Origin of the sequence: Mycobacterium sp. (assembly GCF_002863225.1) — a bacterium.
Lineage (GTDB): Bacteria > Actinomycetota > Actinomycetes > Mycobacteriales > Mycobacteriaceae > Mycobacterium.
On record NZ_PKEK01000035.1, the window covers coordinates 1 to 23,127 of the forward strand.

23 protein-coding genes are annotated in these 23,127 nt (G+C 67.3%); 9 read left to right on the top strand and 14 right to left on the bottom strand.

The annotated features are described in order from the left end of the window. The first annotated feature begins 185 nt into the window (after window positions 1-185). On the top strand, window positions 186-587 hold the full coding sequence (locus CYU59_RS08200) for a PH domain-containing protein (RefSeq protein WP_292981514.1): 402 nt from the start codon (window positions 186-188) through the stop codon (window positions 585-587). Here the strand turns inward: CYU59_RS08200 and CYU59_RS08205 are convergent. Then, window positions 584-1,441 (bottom strand): DoxX family protein, encoded by an 858-nt coding sequence (locus tag CYU59_RS08205; protein WP_292981517.1) that lies wholly within the window; start codon window positions 1,439-1,441, stop codon window positions 584-586. The two genes, CYU59_RS08200 and CYU59_RS08205, sit on opposite strands and share 4 nt — an antisense overlap. Window positions 1,442-1,607: 166 nt before the next feature. Between CYU59_RS08205 and CYU59_RS08210 the strand changes: the two genes are divergently transcribed. Next, window positions 1,608-2,729, top strand: a complete 1,122-nt coding sequence (locus CYU59_RS08210; RefSeq protein WP_292981520.1) for a PQQ-dependent sugar dehydrogenase — start codon at window positions 1,608-1,610, stop codon at window positions 2,727-2,729. Between the two features lie 18 nt (window positions 2,730-2,747). On the opposite strand, the gene CYU59_RS08215 is transcribed toward CYU59_RS08210, so the two are convergent. Continuing rightward, window positions 2,748-3,599, bottom strand: a complete 852-nt coding sequence (locus CYU59_RS08215; RefSeq protein WP_292981523.1) for an alpha/beta hydrolase — start codon at window positions 3,597-3,599, stop codon at window positions 2,748-2,750. Window positions 3,600-3,863: 264 nt separating this feature from the next. Between CYU59_RS08215 and CYU59_RS08220 the strand changes: the two genes are divergently transcribed. The 3 genes from CYU59_RS08220 (at window position 3,864) to CYU59_RS08230 (ending at window position 7,438) form a co-directional block, all read left to right on the top strand. Beyond that, complete coding sequence (locus CYU59_RS08220) at window positions 3,864-5,705, top strand: alpha/beta hydrolase (RefSeq protein ID WP_292981526.1); 1,842 nt, start codon at window positions 3,864-3,866, stop codon at window positions 5,703-5,705. An 83-nt stretch (window positions 5,706-5,788) separates the two neighbouring features. Then, window positions 5,789-6,262, top strand: coding sequence for an LppA family lipoprotein (locus CYU59_RS08225; RefSeq protein WP_292981528.1), 474 nt, complete (start codon window positions 5,789-5,791; stop codon window positions 6,260-6,262). 96 nt (window positions 6,263-6,358) lie between these two features. After that, window positions 6,359-7,438: a hypothetical protein gene (locus CYU59_RS08230; protein WP_292981531.1), complete on the top strand. Its 1,080-nt coding sequence runs from the start codon at window positions 6,359-6,361 to the stop codon at window positions 7,436-7,438. Here the strand turns inward: CYU59_RS08230 and gatB are convergent. The 5 genes from gatB to gatC all read right to left on the bottom strand — a co-directional run bounded on the left by gatB (window position 7,435) and on the right by gatC (window position 12,609). Further along, on the bottom strand, window positions 7,435-8,958 hold the full coding sequence (gene gatB / locus CYU59_RS08235) for an Asp-tRNA(Asn)/Glu-tRNA(Gln) amidotransferase subunit GatB (RefSeq protein WP_292981534.1): 1,524 nt from the start codon (window positions 8,956-8,958) through the stop codon (window positions 7,435-7,437). The two genes, CYU59_RS08230 and gatB, sit on opposite strands and share 4 nt — an antisense overlap. Window positions 8,959-8,968: 10 nt before the next feature. After that, window positions 8,969-9,718, bottom strand: coding sequence for a PAS and ANTAR domain-containing protein (locus tag CYU59_RS08240; protein ID WP_292981537.1), 750 nt, complete (start codon window positions 9,716-9,718; stop codon window positions 8,969-8,971). Then, window positions 9,696-10,727: an ATP-dependent 6-phosphofructokinase gene (locus tag CYU59_RS08245; protein ID WP_292981540.1), complete on the bottom strand. Its 1,032-nt coding sequence runs from the start codon at window positions 10,725-10,727 to the stop codon at window positions 9,696-9,698. The genes CYU59_RS08240 and CYU59_RS08245 overlap by 23 nt, the downstream gene beginning before the upstream one ends. 104 nt (window positions 10,728-10,831) lie before the next feature. After that, a complete protein-coding gene (gene gatA / locus CYU59_RS08250; RefSeq protein WP_292981543.1) occupies window positions 10,832-12,313 on the bottom strand; it encodes an Asp-tRNA(Asn)/Glu-tRNA(Gln) amidotransferase subunit GatA in 1,482 nt (493 codons plus the stop codon). Next, the gene (gatC, locus tag CYU59_RS08255; RefSeq protein WP_292981546.1) at window positions 12,310-12,609 is read right to left on the bottom strand and encodes an Asp-tRNA(Asn)/Glu-tRNA(Gln) amidotransferase subunit GatC; all 300 of its coding nucleotides are present in this window, start codon (window positions 12,607-12,609) and stop codon (window positions 12,310-12,312) included. The genes gatA and gatC overlap by 4 nt, the downstream gene beginning before the upstream one ends. 134 nt (window positions 12,610-12,743) lie before the next feature. Here gatC and CYU59_RS08260 point away from each other — a divergent pair, with 134 nt between their 5' ends. Continuing rightward, window positions 12,744-13,403: an amino acid-binding protein gene (locus CYU59_RS08260; protein WP_292981549.1), complete on the top strand. Its 660-nt coding sequence runs from the start codon at window positions 12,744-12,746 to the stop codon at window positions 13,401-13,403. 30 nt (window positions 13,404-13,433) lie between these two features. Beyond that, window positions 13,434-13,976, top strand: a complete 543-nt coding sequence (locus CYU59_RS08265; protein ID WP_292981551.1) for a hypothetical protein — start codon at window positions 13,434-13,436, stop codon at window positions 13,974-13,976. A 178-nt stretch (window positions 13,977-14,154) separates the two neighbouring features. Here the strand turns inward: CYU59_RS08265 and CYU59_RS08270 are convergent, their stop codons facing one another. Continuing rightward, on the bottom strand, window positions 14,155-14,298 hold the full coding sequence (locus CYU59_RS08270) for a hypothetical protein (RefSeq protein WP_292981553.1): 144 nt from the start codon (window positions 14,296-14,298) through the stop codon (window positions 14,155-14,157). Window positions 14,299-14,602: 304 nt separating this feature from the next. On the opposite strand from CYU59_RS08270, the gene CYU59_RS08275 reads away from it, so the two are divergent. Then, the gene (locus CYU59_RS08275; protein ID WP_292981555.1) at window positions 14,603-15,685 is read left to right on the top strand and encodes a PPE family protein; all 1,083 of its coding nucleotides are present in this window, start codon (window positions 14,603-14,605) and stop codon (window positions 15,683-15,685) included. Window positions 15,686-15,698: 13 nt separating this feature from the next. On the opposite strand, the gene ligA is transcribed toward CYU59_RS08275, so the two are convergent. From ligA to CYU59_RS08295, 4 genes are all read right to left on the bottom strand, one after another. Continuing rightward, window positions 15,699-17,741, bottom strand: coding sequence for an NAD-dependent DNA ligase LigA (gene ligA / locus CYU59_RS08280; protein WP_292981681.1), 2,043 nt, complete (start codon window positions 17,739-17,741; stop codon window positions 15,699-15,701). A gap of 90 nt (window positions 17,742-17,831) precedes the next feature. Then, window positions 17,832-18,539: a peptide-methionine (S)-S-oxide reductase MsrA gene (gene msrA / locus CYU59_RS08285; protein ID WP_292981558.1), complete on the bottom strand. Its 708-nt coding sequence runs from the start codon at window positions 18,537-18,539 to the stop codon at window positions 17,832-17,834. Between the two features lie 62 nt (window positions 18,540-18,601). Beyond that, window positions 18,602-19,141, bottom strand: coding sequence for a nuclear transport factor 2 family protein (locus CYU59_RS08290; RefSeq protein WP_292981560.1), 540 nt, complete (start codon window positions 19,139-19,141; stop codon window positions 18,602-18,604). A gap of 21 nt (window positions 19,142-19,162) precedes the next feature. After that, window positions 19,163-20,176 (bottom strand): methionine synthase, encoded by a 1,014-nt coding sequence (locus CYU59_RS08295; RefSeq protein ID WP_292981563.1) that lies wholly within the window; start codon window positions 20,174-20,176, stop codon window positions 19,163-19,165. A 33-nt stretch (window positions 20,177-20,209) separates the two neighbouring features. Here CYU59_RS08295 and CYU59_RS08300 point away from each other — a divergent pair, with 33 nt between their 5' ends. Beyond that, on the top strand, window positions 20,210-20,839 hold the full coding sequence (locus tag CYU59_RS08300) for a sensor domain-containing protein (protein ID WP_292981683.1): 630 nt from the start codon (window positions 20,210-20,212) through the stop codon (window positions 20,837-20,839). A 32-nt stretch (window positions 20,840-20,871) separates the two neighbouring features. Here the strand turns inward: CYU59_RS08300 and mnmA are convergent, their stop codons facing one another. Both mnmA and CYU59_RS08310 read right to left on the bottom strand, forming a co-directional pair. Continuing rightward, window positions 20,872-21,945, bottom strand: a complete 1,074-nt coding sequence (gene mnmA / locus CYU59_RS08305; protein ID WP_292981566.1) for a tRNA 2-thiouridine(34) synthase MnmA — start codon at window positions 21,943-21,945, stop codon at window positions 20,872-20,874. Then, a complete protein-coding gene (locus tag CYU59_RS08310; protein WP_292981568.1) occupies window positions 21,942-23,123 on the bottom strand; it encodes a cysteine desulfurase family protein in 1,182 nt (393 codons plus the stop codon). Before CYU59_RS08310 ends, mnmA begins: the two co-directional genes overlap by 4 nt. Between the last annotated feature and the right edge of the window lie 4 nt (window positions 23,124-23,127).

Consider the following 23,127-nt stretch of genomic DNA (forward strand, 5'->3'; position numbering starts at 1 on the left):
CAGCGAGCTGCTCACCCTGACCACCAGCAAGGCCGGACCCAAGCCCAAGGCTTCCGTTACGCGCGCATCCTCGAATGAGGCAACGAATCAAACTTCGCGCGCATCTTGACACGAGGCAATAGGATCCCGGTAGCTACCCGGCTCACCGGGAAACCCAGCTCAGACGTCGGTGTCATGATGCATACATGGCAGGAGAGTCACCGGAACCGGCAACCGCACCACCGGTGGCGCTCACCATTTCACCGATGGCCCATTTCGCAGTCGGCTTCTTCGCGCTGGGTCTGCTCGTGCCGGTACAGATCTATCCGGTCACAGCGCCGCTGCTGATCCTCCCGGTGTTGTTGTCGGCGTTGATCATTCGCCTCCGAACCCAGGCCGACGCCGCCGGAGTCACGGTACGCACGTTGCTCGGCAGCCGATCGGTGCCCTGGGATGACATCGAGGGCCTGCGCTTCAACAGGGGCTCCTGGGCCCGTGCCGACATCAAGAACGGCCGTCCGCTGCGGTTACCCGCCGTCACCTTCGCGACGCTGCCGCAACTCACCCGCGCGAGCGCCGGCCGCGTCCCCAACCCGTATGCGGGCTAGCCGACCGGATTTGCGCCGTTGAGCAGCATCCACAGCCCGACACCGGCACCGATGCCGAGCACCAGCGCGGCAAACGACCCGATGAACGGCCGCCGGGCCCAACCGCGACCGGCATCGAAGCCGTAGCGTCCCGGTCCGACCAGGATGACGGCGGCGGCCAGCACGATCAGCGTGATCTCGTACTCGTGGCCGCTCGGCAGGAAGTACGGGAAAGACCGGGGGTTGTGCTGCGCCGACATGCCGGCGAGCAGGCTGTTGGTCAGGTAAGCCAGTGCGCCCGCCGCGGCCAGCGGCGTGAACAGCCCGAGCACCAGCAGCACACCGGCAGCGATCTCGCCGCCGGCCGCGCAATAGGTGAGGATGTCGGCGTGCTGGTAGCCGATGTCGGACAGCTGATTCTTGAAGCCGCTCAAACCCTGCCCGCCCCACCAGCCGAACAGCTTCTGCAGCCCGTGGGCGAGGAACACGCCACCAAGGCCCACCCGCAGGAACAGCAGACCCAGGTCTTGCGTGCCGCGCCGGTTGGCGGCGCGAATCCGCTCGTCGTCGAGCTGCTCGTGCTCGTCGATGCCGTCGGGGGTGAAGATCGAATGCTGCCCGGTGGGTTGAGGCTGGTAGGGCAAGGGCTCGTGGCGACCGGGCATCAACCCGAAGCCGCTGCTGGCCGACCGGACACTGCCCGAGTCGGCGGAGTCGTAGTGCGGTATCTGGGTGGTCTCGAAGTCGCCTGCGTAAGTGTCCGACGGCAGGTCGTCCTCGGGGTCGACCAGGCTTGCTGAAGCCGGTCGTGCCGCGGTGGGCACCGCGGAGGAGTCCTGTCGTTGCCAATGCGCGTCATTCGGTTGACTGCTCACCCGTGCCAGGGTAAGGGCAAATTCCTGCGAATCGGGGATTTGAGCGGCGCTTTCGCGGTCGCGATTTGCCAGCCGCGGGGCGCGGGTCGGTGTTTGCGGACGAATGTGGGTGTCGCCCGGCACCCGTCGCGGGCGCACGCGGCGACATATCCGTAATCTGGCAGCTATGCGGTTGAGGTGGTCGGGGCGGCACAGCATGCCTGTGCTCTGCTCGGCGATGCTCGTACTGGCCGGCTGTGCGCAGTTCAACGACATCCAGTCGCAGCCGTTCACCACCGAGCCCGAGCGCCACGGCGCGCCCAGTTCGCCGCCACCTCCCCCACCACCGCTGCCCGACAAGCCCTTCCCCAAGGAATGCCCCGCCCCCGGCGTGATGCAGGGCTGCCTGGAAGCGACCAGCGGTCTGCTGATGCTGCCCGACAGCAAGTCGGCGTTGGTCGCCGAGCGCACAACTGGGGCCGTCAAGGAGGTGTCGGTCAGCGCCGAGCCGAAGGTGAAGACCGTCATCCCCGTCGACCCGGCCGGTGACGGCGGGTTGATGGACATCGTGCTCTCGCCGACCTATTCACAGGACCGGCTGATGTACGCCTACATCAGCACTCCCACCGACAACCGTGTCATCAGGGTCGCCGACGGCGACACCCCCAAAGACATCCTGACCGGAATCCCCAAGGGCGGTAACGGAAACACCGGCGCACTGTTCTTCACCAGCCCGACCACGCTGGTCGTGCTGACCGGCGACGCGGGCAACCCCGCGATGGCCAACGATCCGGCGTCGCTGGCGGGCAAGGTGATTCGCATCGAGCAGCCCACCACGGTCAATCAGGCACCGCCGACGACGGCGCTGAGCGGCATCGGTGCGGGCGGGGGTCTGTGCGTCGACCCGGTCGACGGCTCGTTGTTCGTCGTCGATCGGACCCCGACCGCGGATCGGCTGCAGCGCATCACCAAAGACTCCAAGGTCTCCACCGTGTGGACCTGGCCGGACCGGCCGGGGGCGGGCGGGTGTTCGGCGCTCGACGGCACCGTTCTGGTCAATCTGGTCAACACCAAACAGACGGTCGCCATCCACCTCGCCCAAGGGACCGGCGCCGTGACCGGTCAACCCGATGTCGTCCGGCAGGACACCCACGGGCACGCATGGGCGCTGCGGATGTCACCCGACGGGAATGTGTGGGGCGCGACGGTCAACAAGACCAGCGGCGACGCCATGAAGCTGGACGACGTGGTGTTCCCGCTGTTCCCGCAGGGCGGCGGCTTCCCGCGGGCCAACGAGGACAAGACCTGATCCGAACCGGCTGCCGGCCTACGTTGCGGTAGAGCCGCTTTCGCCGTCGCTGAACAGGAACTGCTCGACAAGGGCGCTCACCAGAGCCGGATTCTCCAACCCGGCCAGGTGCGCCACCCCGTCGAGCACCCGAATCGACGCATTGGGGATGGCCTTGGCCATCTCGACGGCGTCGCGGGGCGGGAATGTGACGTCCTCGGCGCCGCCGACCACCATCACCGGTGTTTGTATGCGGCCCAACAGCTCTCGCTGATCGGGCCGGCGCGTGACGACGCTCTTGACCGCCCACCAGGCGGAGTGGATGTCGAGAGACTTCACCGCGTTGGTCACGTGCGCAACCACCTCCGGCCGCTCGCGCATCGTGGTGGGACCCAAGAACGCTTTCAGCACTGGGCGATTCAGCAGCGGGCCGATCTCACCCGTCCACTTCGCCACTCGGAGCAGGATCGCGAACTCGACCTTCTGACGAAGACCGGCGCGGCCGGCCGTGCAGTTCATCAGCACCGCTCCCCCGACCCGCTGCGGATACGTCGCGGCGAAGGTCGCACCGATCATGCCGCCCCACGAGTTGCCGACGAAGTGAGCCTTCTCGAGACCGAGCCCGTCGAGGATGTCCGCGACGCAGCGGGCGCACTCGTCGAAACCGAAGAAACCCGTCAGCGGCTGACTACCTCCCTGCCCGGGAGGGTCGACGAGCACAACCTGGTGGCGGCCGATGAGATCGGCGGCCACCCCGATCCACATATCGCCGGTCATCAACAGGCTCGGCCAGAAGACGATCGGCGCGCCGGATCCCCCGACCTGCAGCCGGATTCGACCCAGGACCGTGTCCACTGTCTGCTCGCGCAGCTGTTCGCCGAGGCCGGTCATCGTGCAATGTTCCCACTCACCTGGTTCGGGCTTGCCACGAGTCACCCTGGCGCCGTTTCCTGTCCGCTGATTGCTCGAGCCTCGCGTCGACCTCGGTAGCAGCGCGAATCAGGTGAATTGAGTGCATTCGACACCGCGCCGAACGGCGTACCGTAAGCGCGTGCCCATGGATCGCGAACCTCGGCGGCATCCGTCCGAGCACCGTGCCGGCCGCCGATCGCCGTCTTCGACGCCGCGACAGGCGGATTGGCCGAGGCCGTAATCGTGGCGGTCACGGTGGCGGATATCGACCGATGGAGCGCCGAGTCGGTGCGCGAGGTGTTCCACGCCGCGGGGGCGCGTGGCCGCGCCACCCTGGAGGCATCACGACAACTGAGCTCACTTTCGGTGTTCGACACCTGGGAGGGAGCCACCGCCGAGGCCAGGAAACACGCCAACGCCACCATCCGCCAAGACCTCGACGCACACGGCAACGAATCCATCGCCGTCGCGCTGGCCGCGGGCAAGGCCGCCAACGACATCGAGCACGTGCAGTCCGAACTACGGACCCTGCGCGCCGACGCCACCGAGTTGCAGATGACCATCGATCCGCTGACCAACACGGTGGTGCCCAGCGCGTCGTTCAACGGTCCGCCGATGGAGGCGCTCCTCGCTGAGATGCAGCTGCAGCCACGGCTCGACAAGATCCTGGCCGAGGCCAACACCGTCGACGCCGAGTTGGCGGCGGCGATCAACATGGCCGACGGCGACGCGCCGATCACGCCGATGCCGCACGACAATCGACCCGAGATTCAGCAGGCCCTGTCGCAGCCGTTGCCGACCGACCCGAAACAACTTCACGACCTGTGGAACAAGCTCACACCCGAAGAGAAGGACTGGCTGTACAGCCGAAACCACAACATCGGTAACGACAACGGCTTGCCCGCCGTCGACCGGGATCACTACAACCGGCTCAACCTCACCGACCAGATGGGCAGCGCGACGGCCGCCGCGGCGCGCGCCGACGCGTTGCGCGCACAGCACCCGGATTGGGCACAGGGCCAGAACATCCCGGCACCGAACGAGCCGGGCGCGATCTTCGACGACCGGCTCGACTACGAAGCGTGGCAACGCCAATACGATTCCGCCCGTGAGGGATCCAAATACCTCCCCGATCTGCAGGCCGTCGACAGGGCGGTTCGCGCCAGCCCGGACCGCAAGCTGATGCTGCTCGACACCCAGACCGGCAAGCAGGCCCGCGCCGCCGTCGCCGTCGGCGACCCGGACAAGTCGACCCACGTCTCGGTGACCGCACCCGGCCTCAACACGACGGTGCACGGTGCCATCGAGGGCATGGCATCCGAAGCCACCAACGCTCGGACCGAGGCCCTCCGCCAACTCAGCCTCACCCCCGGCCACGAGCACGACAGCGTGTCGACCATAGCGTGGATCGGATACGACCCGCCGCAGGTGCCCGGCTTCGACCAACCCGGCGCGTCCGTCGTCGGCGGCTGGGGCGTCAGCCACGACGACGTCGCGCGAGCCGGCGCCCACGACCTGGCCAACTTCTACGACGGGATCCAGGCGGCCCATCAAGGCGGACCGGCGGACCTGACCGCGATCGGGCACTCCTACGGCTCGCTGACCACCGGGCTGGCGCTGCAAGAGCCCGGCGACCACGGAGTCTCGCGGGCGCTGTTCTACGGCTCCCCCGGCATCGAGGCATCCACACCTCAGGATCTACATCTGCAACCCGGACACGTGTTCACCATGGAGACCCCCGACGATCCCATCCAGTGGGTGTACGACGGGCCGGCCATCGCGCACACGGTGGCGCCGTTACTGCCGCCGCCGTTCAACGCGCTCGCCGAAACATTGCTGGGCGGTGCCGACGCCACCGGCGCCGGTGACTTCGGACCCAACCCCGCCACCAACCCCAACTTCACCCACCTGAGCACCGCGCCGACGGTCGTGCCCGACGGGCACGGCGGAACGTTGGATTTGCAAGGGGCGCACGGGCATAGCGACTACCCCCGCTTCCCGGACGGAGGCGGACTTCGGACCACCAACTACAACATCGCCGCCGTCCTGGCCGGACTCGGCAATCAGGCGGTGCCCCAGAAATGACAGACACGTCCACGTCACGGTCGCCCCGCGCGTTGTTCGCCGGTGCTGTCGCCGCGATCGTTTCAGTCGCAGGAGGATGCCACGTGAACCAGCCCTACGAACCCACCTCACCGTCTGTTGCCGCCCAGGCCGTCGAGACACTGAAATCGCTCCCGTCGTTCGAAGACACCCAGACCCAGGTCCAGGCCGCGATCAACCAGATCACCGCCGCGGCAAGCCAACTCATCCCGACCATCGCGTGGGAGACGCCGCAGGAGGGGTCGGGCGATCAATGCGAGCGTCCTTACGAGAAGACCGACGGAAAGCGCTTCTTCCTGCCGAATCAGGTTGCCGCGAATGTCGATGTCTCCGAATCGAACTGGGCGAAAATTCAGACCGCCGCCAAAGACGCCGCGGCCAAGCTCGAGGCCACCGAGATACAGGTCATGAAAGATCAACCCGGAAACCACGATGTCGGCTTCTACGGTCCGACCGGCCTGTTCATCAAGGTCGGCTACCGGGGCAACCTCGTTGTCTCCGGATACACCGGCTGCCGACTCCCCCGCGACAAAAAGTAGTCGCCGAACCGCGGTCCCGAAGTTCCGCGTTTATGTAATCCTCAGCGAGCGCTCAGCTAATATCTACCTGCCCACGAGGGGTCGAGTAGGAGACACATGAACAGCACGGCTCGCCACCGGACCACCGCAGCATTTGCGTTCACCCTGGTTGCCGCAAGTGCGGTCGTCGCGCCGCGGGTGGTACCGATGGCCGATCTGCCCGTGCAGAGCCGGGCGGTGCAACTCTCCGCCGGCGACGTGCCCTGGGATCAGGTGCTGCAAACGGCTTTGGCCAACGCGACCGACATCTACGACCATTTCTCGCCCGCGGCATTCGCCGACCTGCAGCAGTTCGCAGCCAACATCCCCGCCTATTTCGAGGGCACCCGCAGCTTCGACACCGACCTGGGCCTCGCGTACACGGCGGCGACCACCCCGTTCGTCCCGACCGATCCCGAGCCCTACATCTACACCTCGGTCGACCCGACACCCAGCACCATCAGCATCGACACGCTTCTCGGCCACCTTTTCGACATTCCGCTGCCGGGAAAGGACGGTCTGATCGACATCCTGACCAATGGCCTCGACTTCAACATCGGTATCTGCCCGCTGTGCACGAACGTGAACATCGACATCTTGCCGCTGCTGGTCGGCGAAGACCAGGCCGCCGAAATCCAGCCCTACCTTGAATTCTCGGGGTCGCCGCTGAGCGGAATTCTCTGGGGCAGCTTCGGCACGACCGTCGGTCCGCTGCTGCAGATCAACGAGGACATCACCGCGATCACCGCGGCGCTCAGCGGCGGAACCCCCGATTACCCGACGGCGTTCGACGAGCTGCTCAACATGCCGGCCAACGTCACCAACGCCTTCCTCAACGGCTACGGGGAAATCAACCTGGAGACGTTGCTGACCCAATTCGGAATCGCTGCGCCTGCGGACTTGGACGCCAGCGCGATCAACCTCGACCTCGGTGGCCTGCTGAGTCCGGCCGGCTCGCTGATCGACGGCATCGGGATTGTCGATACGTTCGGCAACTGCAGCATCGCGTGCGCCACACTCGACGTTCCGTCCACCTTGGTGGGGCCCATCGCGTCGTTGTTCATGCAAGACCAGGCGATAGCTGAAGCTGTCGGCTGGGACGGGGTGGGTCAGCCGCTCGCCCAGCTGTTCGGCGAACTTGCCGGGATGTTCAACTAGCTGCAGGCCGCAAGCACCAGTTCGCGCACCCGCGCGGCGTCGGCCTGTCCTTTGGTGGCCTTCATCACGGCGCCGACGATCGCGCCCGCCGCCTGCACCTTGCCGCCGCGAATCTTCTCGGCGACATCGGGATTGGCGGCCAGGGCTTCGTCGACCGCGGCCTGGATCAACGAATCGTCGCGCACCACGACCAGACCGCGAGCCGTCATGACCTCTTCGGGCTCCCCTTCGCCGGCCAGCACGCCTTCGACGACCTGGCGAGCCATCTTGGTGGTGAGTTTTCCGTCATCCACCAACGCCACGACCGCAGCGACTTGGGCTGGGCTGATGGGCAGTTCGTCGAGTTCGACACCGGCCTCGTTGGCCTTCTGCACCAGGAAGTTGCCCCACCATGCGCGCGCCGACTCACTCGACGCGCCCTGGTCCACGGTCGCGATCACCAACGCCACCGCTCCCGCGTTCACCAGATCGCGCATCACTTCGTCGGAGATGCCCCAGTCCTGCTGAATTCGCTTGCGGCGCAACCAAGGAAGTTCCGGAATGGTCTGGCGTAGCTGCTCGACCAAGTCACTGCTGGGCGCAACCGGCTCCAGATCGGGCTCGGGAAAGTAGCGGTAGTCCTCTGCGGTTTCCTTGGTGCGGCCCGGACTGGTGAAACCGTCCTCGTGAAAGTGCCTGGTCTCCTGGATGACTCGGCCACCGGAGTCCAGCACTGCGCCCTGGCGTCGCATCTCGTAACGAACAGCGACCTCGACGCTCTTGAGCGAGTTGACATTCTTGGTCTCGCTGCGGGTGCCGAACTCGGTGGCACCGATCGGCTTCAGCGACACGTTGGAGTCGCAGCGCAGCGAACCCTGGTCCATGCGTACATCGGAGACATCCAACGCGCGCAACAGGTCCCGCAACGCGGTGACGTAGGCGCGGGCGATCTCCGGCGCCCGCTCGCCGGTACCTTCGATCGGCTTGGTCACGATCTCGATCAGCGGCACGCCGGCCCGGTTGAAGTCGGCCAGCGACGTGGTGGCGCCGGCGATGCGGCCGGTGTCGCTGCCCAGGTGGGTCAGCTTGCCGGTGTCCTCTTCCATGTGGGCACGCTCGATGTCGATGCGCCAGGTGCTGCCGTCGTCGAGCGGGACGTCGAGGTAGCCGTTGATCGCGATCGGCTCGTCGTACTGCGAGATCTGGTAGTTCTTCGGTTGGTCCGGGTAGAAGTAGTTCTTCCGGGCGAACCGGCCCCACGGCGCGATGTCGCAGTTCAGCGCCAGGCCGATTCGGATCGCCGACTCGACGGCGGCCTCGTTGAGCACCGGCAGCGAGCCGGGCAGACCCAAACACACCGGGCAGACCTGAGTGTTGGGCTCGGCGCCGAACTCGTTGGCGCACGGGCAGAACATCTTGGTGGCGGTCGACAGCTCGACGTGCACCTCCAGGCCGAGCACCGGCTCGTAGCGCGTGAGCACGTCGTCGTAGTCGAGTAGTTCGGCCCCGGATGCGCTGGGAATTCTCGCCACGGAAGTCATGGCAACGATCCTAATTGCGCCCGGAGACGGCCGCGTCATCGCCGTCCGAACCCCCGCCGCTGGTCAGCAGGGCATGGTCGAACGCCGAACGGGAGCTGATGGCGTCGTCGCGGGCGTCACGAAAGTTGGTGAGCACCATCTCCGCCAGTTCCCGCAGCTTGACGTTGCTCGACTGAGATCGCCACCTCAACAAGTCGAAAGCCGCGTCCTCGTCGAGTCCGTAAACCAGCATCAGCATGCCCTTGGCCTGCTCGATCACCGCCCGGTGTTCGGTGATCTCGGCGACCCGGGCGGTGATGAGGTCCTCCCGGCTCCGATCGGTGATGGGCGTGATGTCCACGTAGTAGCCGTGCGTCCCGATGGTGGCGCCGTCGTCGTCGGTCAGCCGATCCCCGACGACGACCACCTGATGAACGACGCCGCCGGTGTCGATGATGCGGTGCCGCGTGCTGAACGGCCGGCGGGTGAGCAGCATGTCGTCGATGGTCTGCTTGACTTCGCTGCGGTCCTCCGGATGTTTGTGCTCCAGCACGAGTTCGGTCGTCGGCGTCACCGTGCCCGGCTGGTAGCCGTGCATCCGCTGCACTTGTTCCGACCATTCCCAGCGCTGGTCGTCGAAGTAGAAGCGGAACCATCCAACGCGCTGCGGTGCGCCCGCCAGCGCCTGCTCGACCTCGGCCGCGTGATCCTCGACGCCGCCGGTCACCAGCTCTGCTCCGATCGCAGGCGCAACGTCGTCACCCGAAGAACGCTGCCGCATCGTCGTAGCGGCTCTGCGGGACGAGCTTGAGTTGCCGCACCGCGTCGGCCAGCGGCACCCGGCCGATGTCCTGGCCGCGCAGCGACACCATCTGCCCGTACTCCCCGGCGTGCGCGGCGTCGGCGGCGTTGACGCCGAACCGGGTCGCCAGCACCCGGTCGTACGCGGTCGGAGTACCGCCGCGCTGCACATGTCCGAGGACAGTCACCCGGACGTCCTTGTTGATCCGCTTCTCCACTTCCACGGCCAGCTGCGCGGCCACGCCGGTGAACCGTTCGTGCCCGAACTCGTCGGTGCCACCTTGGGCCAGCTTCATCGAGCCTTCGGCCGGCTTCGCGCCCTCGGCGACCACGCAGATGAAATGCGAGTCGCCCCGCTGGAAGCGTCGCTTGACCAGACGGCACACCTCGTCGATGTCGAAGGGCTGCTCGGGAATCAGCGTCATGTGCGCGCCGGAGGCCAACCCGGAGTTGAGCGCGATCCAGCCGGCGTGCCGCCCCATCACCTCGACCAGCATCACCCGCTGATGCGACTCGGCCGTGCTGTGTAGCCGGTCGATGGCGTCGGTGGCCACCATCAGCGCGGTGTCATGGCCGAAAGTCACGTCGGTGCAGTCGATGTCGTTGTCGATGGTCTTCGGCACCCCGACGACAGGCACATTCTCCTCGGACAGCCAGTGCGCGGCGGTCAGCGTGCCCTCGCCGCCGATCGGGATCAGGACGTCGATGCCGTTGTCGTCCAGCGTCTGCTTGACCTGATCCAGCCCGGCCCGAAGCTTGTCCGGGTTGACCCGCGCGGTGCCGAGCACCGTGCCGCCCTTGGCGAGCAGGCGGTCGTTACGGTCGTCGTTGGCGAGTTGGATTCGCCGGTTCTCCAGCAATCCGCGCCAGCCGTCCTGAAAGCCGACCACCGACGACCCGTACCGGGAATCGCAGGTGCGCACCACCGCTCGGATGACTGCGTTGAGCCCAGGACAGTCGCCGCCACCGGTGAGAATTCCGATCCGCATGCACTCATCTTGCACGGTGCGAGTCGCCGCAGCAGCGGATCCGTCCCGGCGACGGTGCGGGCGGAACGGCCATACCAGCAGCCGGACGGTCCTACCCAGGCGTCCTAGATCGCCGTGGGCAAAGCTCCGCGGGCGGCCTCGTAAGCGGCACCCACCCGGTAAATTCGGTCGTCGGCCAGCGCCGGCGCCATGATCTGCAACCCCACCGGCAGGTTGTCGTCGCCGGACAACCCCGATGGCACCGACATTCCGCAGTGGCCGGCCAGGTTCAGCGGCAGGGTGCACAGGTCGAACAGGTACATCGCCAGTGGGTCGTCGACCTTCTCGCCCAACGGGAACGCCGTCGTGGGCGTCGTGGGCGACACCAGCACGTCGACGGACTGATAGGCGGTGTCGAGGTCGCGCGCGATCAGGGTGCGGACTTTCTGCGCCTGGTTGTAATAGGCGTCGTAATAACCTGCGGACAGCGCGTAGGTTCCAATCATGATGCGCCGCTTGACCTCTGGACCGAAACCGGCAGCACGCGTCAACGCCATCACTTCCTCGGCGCTGTGAGTGCCGTCGTCGCCGACGCGCAGGCCGTACCGCATCGCGTCGAAGCGGGCCAGGTTGCTCGACACCTCCGACGGCAGGATGAGGTAGTAGGCGGCCAGCGAGTGGTCGAAGTGCGGACAGTCGACTTCGGAGACGTCGGCACCGAGCGCGGTCAACTGCTCGACGGCCTTGTTGAACGACGCCAGCACACCCGGCTGATAGCCCTCGCCGCGCAGCTGCTTGACCACCCCGACCCGGACGCCGGTGAGATCGCCTGCGGCACCGAGCTTTGCGGCACCGACGACGTCGGGCACATCGGCCCGGATGGAGGTGGAGTCGCGCGGATCGTGCCCGGCGATCACCTGATGCAGCAGGGCCGTGTCCAGGACTGTGCGCGCGCAGGGGCCGCCCTGGTCCAGGGACGACGCGCAGGCCACCAGGCCGTAGCGCGACACCGTGCCGTAGGTGGGCTTGACCCCGACGGTCGCGGTCAATGCAGCCGGCTGGCGAATCGATCCACCGGTGTCGGTGCCGATCGCCAGGGGCGCCTGAAACGCGGCGAGCGCGGCGGCGCTACCGCCGCCTGATCCGCCGGGCACCCGGTCGGTGTCCCACGGGTTGCGGGTGGGCCCGTAGGCAGAGTTCTCCGTCGACGAGCCCATGGCGAACTCGTCCATGTTCGTCTTGCCCAGGATCGGGATGCCGGCGGCTCGCAGCCGGGCGGTGACGGTCGCGTCGTAGGGCGAACGCCATCCCTCGAGGATCTTCGACCCGCAGGTGGTGGGCATGTCGACGCTGGTGAAGACGTCTTTGAGGGCCAGCGGCACGCCGGCCAACGCCGACGCAGGTCGCTCGCCGGAAGCCAGGGACTGGTCGATCGCGGCGGCCGCGGACAATGCCGCATCGGCCGCGACGTGCAGGAAGGCGCTGTAGCGCTGGTCGGTCGCCGCGATTTGGTCCAGGAATGCCTGCGTGACTTCGGTGGACGACAGTTCCTTGGCGGCGATGCCGGCGGCCAGCGTCGCGGCGTCCTGCCGGATGATCTCCGTCATTCCGGCTCGCCGAGGATCTGGGGAATTGCGAAGCGGCCGTCGATGGCCTCGGGCGCCTCGGCGAGCGCCTGTTGCTGCGTCAGGCAGGGCGCGGTCTGGTCCGGGCGGGTGACGTTGACGGCTTTGAGCGGGTTGTCGGTCGCTTCGACACCGGTGACGTCCACGGCCTGGATCTGACCGACGTGGGTCAGGATGGCGTCGAGCTGACCCGCGTAGCTGTCCAGCTCGTTGTCGGTCAACGCCAACCTGGCCAGCTTGGCCAGATGGGCGACCTCGTCGCGGGAGATCTGGGACACGACTGGAAAGCCTACTTCGCTGTGGCGAACGTGAAGCTGGCAGCACGCTCGACCTCGACCGTGAAGCTGGCCGCACGCTCGGTGCACTGCCTCGCCGACATGCCTCGCGCTCGCGGCTGTGACACAGTGTCCGCGTGTCGACGTATCTGCTGCGCGTTCAGCTGGCCGACCGACCAGGCAGCCTCGGCTCGCTGGCCGTGGCCCTCGGATCAGTGGGCGCCGACATCCTTTCGCTGGACGTCGTCGAGCGCGGACCCGACTACGCCATCGACGACCTCGTGGTCGAGCTGCCGCCGCGCGGGATGCCGGACACGCTGATCACCGCGGCCGAGGCGCTGCAGGGCGTGCGGGTGGACAGCCTGCGGCCGCACACCGGATTACTCGACGCGCACCGCGAGCTGGCGTTGATCGACCACGTGGCCGCGGCGGGCAACACCGGCGCAAAGCTGAACGTCCTGGTCAACGAGGCTCCACAGGTTTTGCGGGTGAGCTGGTGTTCGGTGTTGCGAAAGACCGACGAGGCAACCACGCGAGTGGCCGGCAGTCCCGGTGCGCCCGAAACTCAGCTGACCGACGTGCCGTGGATACCGATCGAGCACGCGACGGAACTCGACACCAGCGAGGACTGGTTCCCCCAGGTCTGGCGCGAACTCGACACCACCCTGATCGCCGCTCCGCTGGGCTCGGCCGACACCGCCGTGGTCCTGGGCCGGCCGGGCGGCCCGGCCTTCCGGCCGTCCGAGGTGGCCCGACTGGGCTATCTCGCCGGGATCGTGGGGACACTGTTGCACTGAGTGCATCGGCAAACGGGGTACTCACCGCCGGTGAGCCCGCTATCCGACGCGCAGATCGCCGCGCTGTCACCCACCGAACGACGTCAGCTGATCCAACGCCTCGAGCGACCACTGTCTGACCTTCTGCCGGTTTCCGAAGCGCGCCGAATCCGGTGGGGCTGGTTGGGAGTCATGACCGGTGGGACGTTGGTGCTGATTCCCTGGATCGTGTATCTGGCTTTCGCACTGCCTGACGACTATCTGGTGCACGACTGGACCGCGACCTGGGTGGGCTTCGATCTGTTGTTGCTGGGATTGATGGCCGCGACCGTCATATTCGGAATGTTGCGGCGGCAGGTGATGTTGCTGACCGCGTTCGCCACCGGCACGTTGCTCATCTGCGACGCCTGGTTCGATCTGATGACGGCCGGCGCCAACGACTTTCGAATGGCCTCGCTGACGGCGGCATTGGGCGACCTGCCGTTGGCTGCGGTGCTGATCACGGGCACCCTGCGGCTGTTCCGGTTCACCGCGATTCGGCTGTGGTTGTTGGATCCCCATACCCCGCTGTGGCGACTGCCGTTGCTGCCGTAGCGCACTGATATGAGGTTGCTATGCAACCCGATATGCCAGTCGGAATCGCTGTTAAAGTTGCGCCACTGTGACTTTCAGCCAGAAGCCGAGAACGCCCCGATCGGGCTTGTTCGCTTGTCTGGCAGTTGCGATCTGCGTTCTGCTCAGCGGAATAGGCTGCGGCATAGCGCGATTCGATTCATCGATCACGGACGAATCCGCCGAAACCGCCCTGGCGACGAGCGCCGGCAACGCCGAGCGGACAGACCCGCCCGCGGATCTGCTGCCCAGCGTCCACAAGACGTTCGATGCCCTTGCCCTGCATCACCGCACGCTGCCTCACCGCACGCGCTCCCTGACGCCGTCACGCTGGTGGCATCACCCGCCGACGTGGCCGACTCCCGGGAACCAACGCATCACCGCCCATGACGGCGCCACTGCTGTATCGGCAACAGGCCGAAAGCTGTTGACACAGCTCTGTATCTCGCAGCGCTGAACACTTCTGCCACAAGCCGTGCGGCGCCGATGAGGCGCGGCAGCAGTCATACACCCTTCACGTGACCTCACCCGCAGTCGATGCTGCGCAGCAGTGAGGTCTCGCGCTGATCCATCGAAACTTTCTGACCGCAACACATGCAGGAGCATCCATGGCTACTTTGACGATCACGCCAAAACCAACACCCGTCGGCTTCACCGCGAAGACGCATTGCGCCGCAAGTCATTCCGAGAGTTTCCTGGTCGCCGATTTCGGATCCATACCGCCGGAGATCAATTCCGCCCGGATGTACGCCGGCCCCGGTTCCGACTCGTTGCTGGCCGCCGCGGCGACGTGGGACCGGCTCGCCGCGGAACTCTACGACGCGGCACGCTCCCACCACACGACCGCCGCCGAGCTGACCGGCCAATCGTGGCTTGGCCCGGCGTCGGCGACCATGATGACCGCTACCGCCCCGCACCTGGCCTGGCTGACCGACACAGCCGCTCTGGCAACCCGAACCGCACAGCACGCCCGCGCCGCAGCGGCCGCCTACGAGGCCGCCCGCCTGATGACCGTGCCTCCAGCGGTGGTCGCCGCCAACCGCGCACAGTTGGCGGCCCTGGCCACTGTCAATTCACTGGGGATGGACACCCACGCCATCGCCGCCAACGAGGCGCAGTACCGCGAAATGTGGGCCCAGGACAGCACCGCGATGTACACCTACGCCGACGCATCCGCCAGAGCCGCCAATGTGACGCCCTTCCTCCCCCCACCTGGGATAGCCGACGAGGCGGTCACCGCGCAGACACCCAACCGGACGGCGCCGTCGACCATCGTGCATGCCTTGCAGCGGTTGGCCTCCCCCGCGCGCATCACCATGAAATCCGAGACCGGCCGTGCGCGAATGAGCGTACTGGCGCTCGCCAAACCAATCGTCCCGACCGGGCCGATCACGTCGCCGGGATTGACCGCGGTGACGGGAACCGTTGCGCGCGTTGCCATGACAGCGCATGTCGGCACAGCGTCCAAGGTCGGGGCGCTGTCGACTCCCGGAGGTTGGCAGACCGCTGCGTCGGTGTCCGGTTCGGCGGCACCGGCTCTCGGGGCATGGAGCGCGGCGCCGATCAGTCCTACACCGGCGGTTCCGATGATGCCGACCACTCGAGGTGCCGGGCCGGGTATCGGCAGCTATGTGGCGTCATCGCGACCCGGTCTGAGCACCGTGATCCGCATGCGTTCGTCCTGCGACTGATCGCCGGAACCGATCACTCCTGCGGTTCAGAAGGGCCGTCGGACAACAGCTTTCGGAACCCGTCCTCATCGAGAATGGGCACTCCGAGTTCGACCGCCTTCTCGTATTTCGACCCGGGAGAGTCACCCGCGACCACGTAGTCGGTTTTCTTCGACACCGAACCGGCCGCTTTGCCGCCACGCGTCAGAATCGCCTCCTTGGCGTCATCGCGCGAGTAACCGGCCAGTGATCCGGTGACGACGATCGTCACCCCTTCCAAGGTGCGCGGCACGCTGGCGTCGCGCTCGTCGGCCATCCGCACCCCGGCGGCGCGCCACTTGTCGACGATCTGACAGTGCCAGTCGACGGTGAACCATTCGGTGACGGCGTCGGCGATCGTGGGGCCGACGCCTTCGACCGCGGCGAGTTGCTCCGTCGACGCCGAGGTGATCGCCTCGAGGCTGCCGAACTCGGTGGCCAAAGCCCGTGCCGCCGTAGGCCCGACATGGCGAATCGACAACGCCACCAGCACCCGCCACAGGGGTTGCTTCTTGGCGGTGTCCAAGTTGGCCAGCAGGCGTTTGCCGTTGGCCGACAACGTGCCGGCCTTGGTGGTGAACAACTCCGTGCGCAACAACTCGTCTTCGCTGAGGCCGAACAGCTCACCCTCGTCGTGAATGACTTCAGCTTTGAGCAGCGCGGTAGCCGCCTCATAACCCAGGCCCTCGATGTCGAACGCGCCGCGGCCGGCCACGTGGAACACCCGCTCCCGCAGCTGCGCCGGGCACGACCGCGAATTCGGGCAGCGGATGTCGGCGTCGCCTTCCTTGGCCGGCGCCAGGGTGGTGCCGCACTCGGGACATGTTGTGGGCATGACGAATTCGCGCTCAGAGCCATCACGCAGGTCGACCACGGGACCGAGCACCTCGGGAATCACGTCACCGGCTTTGCGGATCACCACCGTGTCACCGATCAGCACGCCCTTGCGCTTCACCTCGGCGGCATTGTGCAGGGTGGCCAGGCCGACCGTCGATCCGGAGACGGTGACCGGCGTCATGAACGCGAACGGTGTGACGCGCCCGGTGCGGCCGACGTTGACCCGGATGTCGAGCAGTTGGGTCTGGACTTCCTGGGGCGGGTACTTGTAGGCGATCGCCCAGCGCGGTGCGCGTGACGTGGATCCGAGCCTGCGTTGCAGCGTCACGTCGTCGACTTTGACGACCACGCCGTCGATTTCGTGATCGACGTCGTGGCGGTGCTCACCCCAGTACGCGATGCGTTCAAGGGCTCCGGCGGCGTTCTCGACCCGGGTTGTGTGGTCTGACACCGGCAAACCCCAGGCCGCCAACGCGAGGTAGGCGTCGTGCAGGGTGTCCGGTCGGTAGCCCTCCACATGCCCGAGTCCGTGACAGATCATCCGGAGTCTGCGGCGGGCCGTCACGGCCGGATCCTTTTGCCGCAGTGAGCCTGCCGCACTGTTACGCGGGTTGGCGAACGGGGTCTTGCCGTCCTCGACCAGTGCGGCGTTGAGGGCTTCGAAATCGGCCAGCCGGAAGAACACCTCACCGCGCACCTCGAGCACGTCGGGCACCGGGTGGTCGTCACTGCCGGTCAAACGCTCGGGGACGTCGTCGATCGTGCGCGCGTTGAGGGTGACGTCTTCGCCGGTGCGCCCGTCGCCGCGGGTCGCCGCCCGAATCAGGCGGCCCTTTCGGTAGACCAGTGCCAGCGCCACGCCGTCGATCTTGAGTTCACACAAATACGGCACATCGGTGCCGACCTCGCCGGTGACGCGGCCGGACCACAGGTCGAACTCCTCGGCACTGAAAACGTTGTCCAGCGACAGCATCCGCTCGAGATGATCGGCGGAGGTGAAGTCGGTCGCGAAGCCGGCACCCCCGACGAGTTGAGTGGGTGAGTCCGGAGTGCGTAGCTCGGGGTGCTCGTCTTCGAGCGCGGAAAGCCGGCGCAGCAGCGTGTCGAAGTCCGCGTCGGAGATGATCGGCGCATCGCGCACGTAGTAGCGGAACTGGTGTTCACGCACCTCGTCGGCCAGCTCGCCCCAGGCGCGGCGCACCTCGGGCCCAACGGGATCGGCCTGAGCCGGATCAGCCTCGGGTGAACTCACCCACGCAGGCTATCCGAGGCCGCCGACACCGAATTCGGGCTAGTCGCGGTAGAGATCCGGGAAGTCCGACTTGAGCGCGCCGACCTTGGGCAGGTCGTTGGCGACGATGTAGGCGTTGTTCGGGTGCAGCTTCAGGTAGTCCTGGTGGTAGGACTCCGCAGGAAAGAATTGCGCCCCCGGCGTCACGACGGTGACGATCGGCGACGGGAACACACCCGCCTGATTGAGCTGAGCGATGTAGGCGTTCGCGATCTTCTGCTGGCTGTCGTCCTGAGCGAAGATCGCCGACCGGTACTGCGGACCGACGTCGGGACCCTGGAAGTTCAGCTCGGTGGGGTCCTGGACGACGCCGAAGAAGACCCTCAGCAGTTGGCCGTAGCTGACCTGCGTCGGGTCGTAGGTGATCCGCACCGACTCGGCGTGCCCCGTCTTGCCCGTGCCGACGGTCTCGTAGTCAGCTGTCCCCTGCTCTCCCCCGGCGTAGCCCGACTGAGCCGACGTCACCCCTTTGACGTGCTGGTAGACGCCTTGCACGCCCCAGAAGCAGCCACCGGCCAGGACAGCGGTCTCGGAGTTGGGACGGCCGGTCGTCGGCTCGTCCACTGTCGGCGCAGGAAGCGCGCCGACGGTCGTCCCGCTCGCGGACGGGATCGCCGGGCTTCGCACCAGAAACACCGCGGCCGCGAGGCCCACCACCGCGAGCCAACTCGCCACGACCATGCGCTGACGTCCGGTTCTGCCATTCATCGATGAGTCCTCTCCCCCAGAAACCGCCAGCGTATAGCAGTTCTCTGAGTGGGGTCTGATCGTCAACGCTGATCTGACGGCCTCAGCGACGAGAAGAATTCAAGGGAGGGATCGTCCGATCCAGGACGGCCCTGTGGCGTGTCACGGGTTATCGGATGGCTCACGTCGATGTGCGACGGATCATTGACGTGTGCCCAGTCGGTGACAATGCAGCGCGTGGTGAATTTCCATGTTCCGGAACGCTTTTCGTACTTGTCGAGGTAGCGCCCGCCGACGATGACCTCGGTGTCGCGGTCACCGGCGGCGAAGGAGTGTGTCGCGATGCTGTACACCTCGCCCTCGGCCATGTCGCCGTCGATGACGAAGTTGGTGGTGGTGATGTGGTGCTGCATCGATCGGATGTAGGGCCGGGATTCGGCGAGTGTGCGCAGAAAAGTCTCGACTGAGCCCGACGAAAACGATCCGTGACTGTCCTGGGCGTCGGGGTGATACAGGTCGCGCAGAGCGTCGAGGTCGCCGCGGTCGACCGCACGACAGTAGCTGTGCACCAGCTTTCGCAACGCATAGTCGTCGAGCATCTCTTGCACGTCGGGTGAGGCCATCGTGCAACGCTAGCCGCCGGCTCAGATCGCTTCGGGGTCGTCGGCGAAAGCCTCCGCGACGCGACGGGCCAGGCCGACGGCGGTGCGGGCCCACTCCGGGGTGGCGCCGGCCAGCCCGCACGTCGGGGTGATGCCGATGCGGTCGCGCAGCACCGACCGGCCGAAGCCGAGCCGATCCGTGATCGCCACGACGCTGGTGGCCACCTCTTCCACATCGGGGCGGCGGGTCGGCGCGCTGGACGGCAGCACTCCCAGCAGGACGGCCCGACCCGATTCGACGAACTCCGCGACCGCATCCAGATCGCCTGCCCGCAGTGTCCCGGCATCGATCGACACCGCATCGATACTGCTGTCCTGCAACACTTTCCACGGGATCGACGCCGCGCAGCTGTGTACTGACACCTCGGCGCCCGCGGCCATCGCACAGGTGTTGAGGGTGGTGGTGGCCAGCGTCTCCTCGATCGCGGCCACCGGACTCAGCGAGGTCACGCCGGTCAGCCGACCCAAGACCGCGGCGGTCAACGACGGCTCGTCGAACTGCACGACCACCGGGGTGTCGAGCCGACGCGCAACCGCGGCCCGGTGCACGGCGACTCCCTCAGCCAGCGAGGCGGCGATGTCGTTGAGTGCCCCCAGATCGGTGATCGCCCGATGCCCGTTGGGCAGCTCCAGCTCGGCGGCCAACGTGATGGGCCCGGGTGCCTGGATCTTGACCGGTCGCCCGCTGCCCCGCAGCCCGGCCACCTCCCACGCCTCTTCGAGGGCGTCGATGTCCTCGGCGAGCAGGCTGACAGCGCGGCGCGTCACCGCGCCGGGCCGAGCCGCCACCCGGTAACCACGCGGGACGGTGTCCAGGGCGATGTCGACCAGCAACGCGCCCGCGCGGCCGATGATATCGGCGCCCACACCCCTGGCGGGCAACTCGACGAGATGGGCCATCGCAGCGCCCAGTTCGCCGACGACGACCTCGGCGGCCGGTCGCGCGGCCGTGCCGGGCCACGAGCCGATGCCGGTGCCGGTTGCGAAAACGCTCACCCGAGAACCGTATTCGATCGCTGGGATTACGCTCTGGTCAGGATGACGACGCGACGGCTGACGCTGTGCGCCGCGGCGCTACTGGCCACGGCGTGCACTCGCCTGGTCAGCGGCAGCCCCGCCGCCGAAATAGGTGTCGCGGCAGGCGGTTTTGACGTCGGACAGGTGCTGCTGGATCAGCCCAGAATGCAGGCGATCACCGGCGGCGACGAGCACCTGACGATCATCCCGTCGATGGACACCACGTCCCCCGTCGACATCGACACGCTCGCCCAGAGCGCGCCGCCGGAGTGCCGCTTCGTCTACGCCGACACCGCGACCTTCGGGAACGAGCTCGAGACGTTCCACAAAACCACCTTTCAAGATCCCCCGCACGGCGGCCTGATCTCCGAGGGTGCCGCGGCGTATCACGACGGCGACGCCGCGCGACGCGCCTTCGGGGTGCTGGTGACGACGGTCCGCGGTTGCGCGGCCACCTCGGCCGGATTCGGGCTGGTGGGCACGTGGAGCGCGGACGAGCGGTCGCTGCAGACCCGGCCCGGCGACTGCGGGCGCGATTATCTGCTCAAGTCGGTGGTGCTGGTCGAAGTCACCTATTGCGGTTTCGCGGAATCGGTCTCGACGATCGTGATGTCGAACATCGCCGCCAACGTGCCGGGATAGCCGTTCCGCCGAGGGTGTACCGCTCAGGCGTGTCAGGACGCCGCGGCGATGGTGGCGCTGCCCAGCACCTCGTCGCCGTCCGCGTCGCGGCGGTACAGCACCAAGGTCTGGCCTGGCGCCACACCCCGCAACGGGCTGCGCAGCCGCACCGACAGTTGCTCGCCGACCAGTTGCGCCTCCGCGTCGACCGCTTCACCGTGGGCACGCACCTGTACCGCGCAGTCGATCACCCCGCCGGGCGCGGAGCCCGCGGTGAACACCGGTCGGTGGCCCGTCAGTTGCCAGATCTCCAAATCAGCCGCCGATCCGACCTGCACGGTGCCGCTCTCGGCGTCGATCGCGGTGACGTAGCGCGGCTGACCGTCCGGCCCCGGACCGGCGATGCCCAGCCCCTTGCGCTGGCCGATGGTGAAACCGTGCACGCCGTCGTGGGTGGCCAGCACCGCGCCACCCTGGTCGACCACCGAGCCGCGGCGCACGCCGATGTGCGCACCCAGAAATGCGCGGGTGTCGCCCGACGGGATGAAGCAGATGTCGTGGCTGTCCGGTTTCTCGGCGACCGACAGACCGCGGCGGGCCGCCTCGGCGCGGATCTGCGATTTCGGGGTGTCTCCGATCGGGAACGCCGCGTGCCGCAGCTGCCCGGCGGTCAGCACTGCGAGCACGTAGGACTGGTCTTTGTCGGCGTCGACGGCGCGGCGCAGCCGTCCATCCGAAAGCCGCGCGTAGTGACCCGTCGCGACCGCGTCGAACCCCAGCGCCAGCGCGCGAGCGGACAACGCGGAGAACTTGATTCGCTCGTTGCACCGCACGCACGGATTGGGGGTTTCACCGCGGGCATACGACGACACGAAGTCATCGATCACATCTTCTTTGAACTTGTCCGCGAAATCCCATACGTAGAACGGGATCCCGAGCACATCGGCGACTCGTCGAGCGTCACCGGCGTCCTCTTTGGAACAGCATCCGCGCGAGCCGGTGCGCAGCGTGCCGGGTGCATGCGACAGGGCCAGATGCACTCCGACCACGTCGTGACCGGCGTCGACCATCCGGGCGGCGGCGACCGAGGAGTCGACCCCTCCGCTCATCGCCGCGAGCACCCTCACCGGGACACCCCCGCGGTGGCGAGCGCCGCCTGCCGGGCCCGCGCCACGGCGCCGGGTATCACCTGCAACGCCGCGTCGACGTCGGATTCGACGCTGGTGTGCCCCAGCGACAGGCGAAGTGATCCCCGGGCGCTGGCGGCGTCGGCACCCATCGCGATCAACACATGCGACGGCTGCGCAACGCCTGCCGTGCACGCCGATCCGGTCGAACACTCGATCCCGTTGGCGTCCAACAACATCAGCAACGCATCACCCTCACACCCGTCGAAGGTGAAGTGCGCGTTGCCGGGCAGTCGACGGACGCCGGTGGCGCCGTTGAGGCGGGTGTCCTCGACCGCGGCCAGCACGCCGGCGATCAGGCGATCACGCAGCAGTCGCAGCCTCGCACTGTTGGCCTCCAACCCGTCGACGGCGATCTCGATTGCGGTGGCCATGCCGACGGCTGAGGCGACATCGGGTGTACCGGAACGAATGTCACGCTCTTGACCGCCGCCATGCGACATCGGCGTGGTGCTGACGTCGCGGCGCAGCAGCAGCGCACCCGCGCCCACCGGACCGCCGAACTTGTGCGCGGCCACGCTCATCGCCGACAACTGGCTGGCCCCGAAGTCGACCGGCAGCTGGCCCACCGCCTGCACCGCGTCGCTGTGCATGGGGATGTCGAATTCAGCCGCCACCGCAGCCAGTTCGTCGATCGGCATGATCGTGCCGACCTCGTTGTTCGCCCACATCACCGTGACCAGCGCGACGTCGTCGTGTTGCTCCAGCGCGTCCCGTAGCGATGCCGCGGACACCGATCCGTCCGCGCCCGTCGGCAGCCAGGTCACCTCGGCGCCCTCGTGCTCGGCGAGCCAGATCACCGCATCCAGCACGGCGTGATGTTCGACCTCGGTGGTGATGATCCGACGGTGGCGCGGCTCCGCGTCTCGGCGCGCCCAGTAGATGCCCTTGACGGCCAGGTTGTCACTCTCGGTGCCGCCGGCGGTGAAGATCACCTCGGACGGCCGGGCACCGAGTTTGGCCGCGATCAGCTCGCGGGCCTCCTCCATCCGCCGGCGCGCGAGACGACCGGTGGCGTGCAGCGACGAGGCGTTGCCGACGGTGCTCAGGACGGCCGTCATCGCCTCGACGGCCGCGGGGTGCATCGGGGAGGTGGCAGCGTGATCCAGGTAGACCATGACC

Excerpts from the sequence above, each read along its gene's own strand:
- CYU59_RS08200 (WP_292981514.1), top strand. The coding sequence starts at position 186 with ATGGCAGGAGAGTCACCGGAACCGGCAACCGCACCACCGGTGGCGCTC.
- CYU59_RS08210 (WP_292981520.1), top strand. The coding sequence starts at position 1,608 with ATGCGGTTGAGGTGGTCGGGGCGGCACAGCATGCCTGTGCTCTGCTCG.
- CYU59_RS08215 (WP_292981523.1), bottom strand. The coding sequence starts at position 3,599 with ATGACCGGCCTCGGCGAACAGCTGCGCGAGCAGACAGTGGACACGGTC.
- CYU59_RS08230 (WP_292981531.1), top strand. The coding sequence starts at position 6,359 with ATGAACAGCACGGCTCGCCACCGGACCACCGCAGCATTTGCGTTCACC.
- gatB (WP_292981534.1), bottom strand. The coding sequence starts at position 8,958 with ATGACTTCCGTGGCGAGAATTCCCAGCGCATCCGGGGCCGAACTACTC.
- CYU59_RS08240 (WP_292981537.1), bottom strand. The coding sequence starts at position 9,718 with ATGCGGCAGCGTTCTTCGGGTGACGACGTTGCGCCTGCGATCGGAGCA.
- CYU59_RS08245 (WP_292981540.1), bottom strand. The coding sequence starts at position 10,727 with ATGCGGATCGGAATTCTCACCGGTGGCGGCGACTGTCCTGGGCTCAAC.
- gatA (WP_292981543.1), bottom strand. The coding sequence starts at position 12,313 with ATGACGGAGATCATCCGGCAGGACGCCGCGACGCTGGCCGCCGGCATC.
- CYU59_RS08275 (WP_292981555.1), top strand. The coding sequence starts at position 14,603 with ATGGCTACTTTGACGATCACGCCAAAACCAACACCCGTCGGCTTCACC.
- msrA (WP_292981558.1), bottom strand. The coding sequence starts at position 18,539 with ATGAATGGCAGAACCGGACGTCAGCGCATGGTCGTGGCGAGTTGGCTC.
- CYU59_RS08290 (WP_292981560.1), bottom strand. The coding sequence starts at position 19,141 with ATGGCCTCACCCGACGTGCAAGAGATGCTCGACGACTATGCGTTGCGA.
- CYU59_RS08310 (WP_292981568.1), bottom strand. The coding sequence starts at position 23,123 with ATGGTCTACCTGGATCACGCTGCCACCTCCCCGATGCACCCCGCGGCC.